This window comes from Falsiroseomonas oryzae (assembly GCF_027856955.1).
GTDB lineage: Bacteria > Pseudomonadota > Alphaproteobacteria > Acetobacterales > Acetobacteraceae > Falsiroseomonas > Falsiroseomonas oryzae.
Genome location: NZ_JAPSMD010000552.1, coordinates 1 through 2,991, shown reverse-complemented (window position 1 = coordinate 2,991; position 2,991 = coordinate 1). Strand labels below are relative to the sequence as shown.

Genomic DNA, 2,991 nt, shown 5'->3' with positions numbered 1-2,991 from the left:
GCGACCCTGAACCTGGCGGCGCAGGTGGACGGCATCCCGGCGGCGCCGCCGGAGGGCAGTGCGGTGGACCCCGACGCGACCGCCGCGCAGTTCGCCGCGGCGCGGCTGGCCGGGCTGACCCTGAGCCTGCGCGACCACGGGCTGCTCGGCCGGATGGTCGCCTCCCAGGCGCGGCAGCAGCGCATCCCGGAAGCGCGGCTGCGCGAGCAATGGGCACAGATGGCGCTGGCGATGCCCATCCCGGGCGCCCCGCCGCCCGCCCGCCGCGGAGCGCAGCCGCCGGCCAAGGACGCCGCCGCGGCCGATCCTTTCGCGCCGATGCGCCAAGCCCTGGCCAGCTTCATCCGCCAGCCCGGCACGCTGGAGATCACGCTCAACCCGCCCAAGCCGCTGGCGTTTGCCGAGATGGGCGGCTTTGCGGGCGGCAACCCGGCGGAGGCGCTGCAGCGCCTCGGCCTGACCGTCGTGGCGCGATAGGGCGCCACCCGGCTTGTTCGCCGCGCGCCGGCATCGCATGAGGCGGCGCCGGGACGGGAGAGGGCGATGGGCAGCGGCGTGACGCCGAACGCGGTGGCGGCAGTGGACGAGGCGCGGCAGTGGGACCGCCTGATGCAGATGGCGCGGATCGGCGCCATCCCGGGGGACGGCGTCAACCGGGCCTGCCTGACCGACCTGGACCGCCAGGCGCGGCGGCTGCTGATCGCCTGGGCGGAGGGGCTGGGCCTCGGCGTGTCCGTGGACGCGCTCGGCAACCTGTTCCTGCGGCATGAGGGCACGCAGCCCGGGCTGGCGCCGGTGCTCACCGGCAGCCACATGGACACCCAGCCGAATGGCGGCCGCTTCGACGGCATCTGGGGCGTCATCGCCGGGCTGGAGTCGGTGCAGGCGCTGCGCGAGGCCGGGGTGGCGACGCGGCGCCCGATCGAGGTGGTGGCCTGGACCAACGAGGAAGGCGGCCGCTTCGCCCCGGGCTGCATGGGCAGCATGGCCTATGCCGGCTTCAAGCCGGCCGATGCCTGGGACGATGTGGCGGACACCGCCGGCCTGACCTTCGGCGAGGAACTGCGGCGGCATCTCGAACTGGAGGCGGACCTGCCGCGCCGCGGGCTCGGCGTGGTCGATGGCGCGCCACCCTTCGCCTATGTCGAATGCCATATCGAGCAGGGCCCGCGGCTGGAGGCGGAGGGGCTCGACATCGGCGTCGTGACCGGCATCCAGGGCAGCCGCTGGTTCACCGTGGAGATCAACGGCAAGTCGGACCACGCCGGCACCACGCCGCTGCGGCTGCGCAAGGACGCTGTGCAGGACATGGTGCGCGCGATCACCGCGCTGAACGCGCTGATGCACGACCCCGAGGACGTGCTGCGCTTCACCGTCGCCCGCATCGAGGTCAGCCCGAACAGCTCCAACTCGGTCGCGGAGCGGGTACGCTTCAGCATCGATTTCCGCCACCCGGACGCGAAGGTCCTGACGGAACGCGGCGACGCGATCGAGCGCGTGGTGAACGGCGCGCTGACCACCTGCACCGCGACGGTGACGGAGCGCTTCCACGCCCTGCCGATCACCTTCGACCGGCTGGTGCGCGATGCGGTGGAGCGGGCCGCACGCGCACAGGGTCTCGGCACGCTCCGACTGCCCTCCGGTGCGTTCCACGACGCGCAGTTCATGTCGCGGATCTGCCCGACGGGGATGATCTTCGTGCCCAGCCGCGCGGGCGTCAGCCATCATCCCAGCGAATACACCGAGCCTGACCAGCTCGCCGCCGGCGCGCGCGTGCTGGCGGCGGTGCTGGCGGACCTGGCGAACCGGTAGCCGGCCCGCATCCCTCCCCGGCCTTGCAGGGGAGGGAGCAGCGCCAGCCGCCCCTACTTCGGGGCGCGGAAGGTGATGTGCTTCGCGCCGTCCCACAGGACGGAGCGGCCGATCTTCGCCAGCTTGTCGAGCCCGCTGGTGATGGTCAGGAAGTGGTTGCCCGCCAGCTGCCCGGCCTTGCTGGCGAAGCTGCACGGCCCGTAGGCGATCAGGATCTCCGTCTCGCTCAGGCTGGTCGGCATGCCGCCGGGATAGACGATGACATGGCCCGGCGCCGGATGGCTCGTCGCGTTCTCGAAGCCGAGGGAGAGGTCGCGCTCGCCCATCGGGATCCAGCACGCCTCGCCGGACCAGCGGACATGGATGATCCGATCGCTGAAGGGCAGCAGCTCGCGGAAGCGGGCCACGGTCTTCGGCGCGTCCTGCGCCTCGAAGACGGCGGGGAAGACCTCGCCCGCGATGTCGATCTCGATGTCCGCCATGGCTGTCCCCCGTGCGTGCGGTGCAATCCCCGGAACGGCGTAGGACAGGCGCGTGGCCGCGCCAAGGGGAGGCGGCGTCAGGCGGTGCCGCCGCCATCCACCACCAGCGCCTGGCCGGTGACGTTCGCCGCTCCCGGCGAGACGAGCCAGGCGACGGCCTCGGCCACCTCCTCCGGCGTCGTCACCCGGCCGGTCGGGGTGCCGGCGGCGACCTGCTCCTCCGTCATGCCGAGCTCGCGCCAGCGCGCCTCCGCCATCGCGGTGCGGACCCAGCCCGGGCAGACCGCATTCACGGTGATCCCGCGCGGGGCGAGCTGCAGCGCGAGCGCCCGGGTGAGCCCGACCACCCCGTGCTTCGCCGCGCAATAGGCCAGCTGGTCGGGCACGCCGCGCAGCCCCAGCACCGAGGCGATGGTGACGATCCGCCCCGTCCGGTCCGGCAGCTTCGCGCGCGCGGCAATGCAGCAGCGCCAGGCGCCGTCGAGGTTGGTGGAGAGGATGGCGCGCCAATGCGATTCGTCCGGGTCCTCCGGCGGGTCGCCCCCGGCCAGGCCCGCGGCGGTCACCAGCACGTCGAGCCCGCCGAGCCTGCCGAACAGCGCGCGGACCGAGGCGGGATCGGCCACGTCGAGCGGCGCGAAGCGCACGCCCGCGGGCAGCGGCGCGGCAGGCGCATGGCGGGCCGCGGCGACCACCT

At 73.8% G+C, this 2,991-nt stretch carries 4 protein-coding genes; 2 read left to right on the top strand and 2 right to left on the bottom strand.

Going from position 1 to position 2,991, the window contains the following annotated elements:
* Both OZN99_RS28710 and OZN99_RS28705 read left to right on the top strand, forming a co-directional pair.
* Positions 1-477 (top strand): hypothetical protein (locus OZN99_RS28710; RefSeq protein WP_270938637.1); only part of this gene is annotated, 477 nt, incomplete at its 5' end.
* A 66-nt stretch (positions 478-543) separates the two neighbouring features.
* Complete coding sequence (locus OZN99_RS28705) at positions 544-1,812, top strand: M20 family metallo-hydrolase (RefSeq protein WP_270938636.1); 1,269 nt, start codon at positions 544-546, stop codon at positions 1,810-1,812.
* A 53-nt stretch (positions 1,813-1,865) separates the two neighbouring features.
* Here the strand turns inward: OZN99_RS28705 and OZN99_RS28700 are convergent, their stop codons facing one another.
* Both OZN99_RS28700 and OZN99_RS28695 read right to left on the bottom strand, forming a co-directional pair.
* The gene (locus OZN99_RS28700) at positions 1,866-2,294 is read right to left on the bottom strand and encodes a DUF3830 family protein (protein WP_270938635.1); all 429 of its coding nucleotides are present in this window, start codon (positions 2,292-2,294) and stop codon (positions 1,866-1,868) included.
* 77 nt (positions 2,295-2,371) lie between these two features.
* Positions 2,372-2,991, bottom strand: a 620-nt coding sequence (locus tag OZN99_RS28695; RefSeq protein WP_270938634.1) for an SDR family NAD(P)-dependent oxidoreductase, incomplete at its 5' end; no start/stop codon positions are given.

Excerpts from the sequence above, each read along its gene's own strand:
- OZN99_RS28700 (WP_270938635.1), bottom strand. The coding sequence starts at position 2,294 with ATGGCGGACATCGAGATCGACATCGCGGGCGAGGTCTTCCCCGCCGTC.
- OZN99_RS28705 (WP_270938636.1), top strand. The coding sequence starts at position 544 with ATGGGCAGCGGCGTGACGCCGAACGCGGTGGCGGCAGTGGACGAGGCG.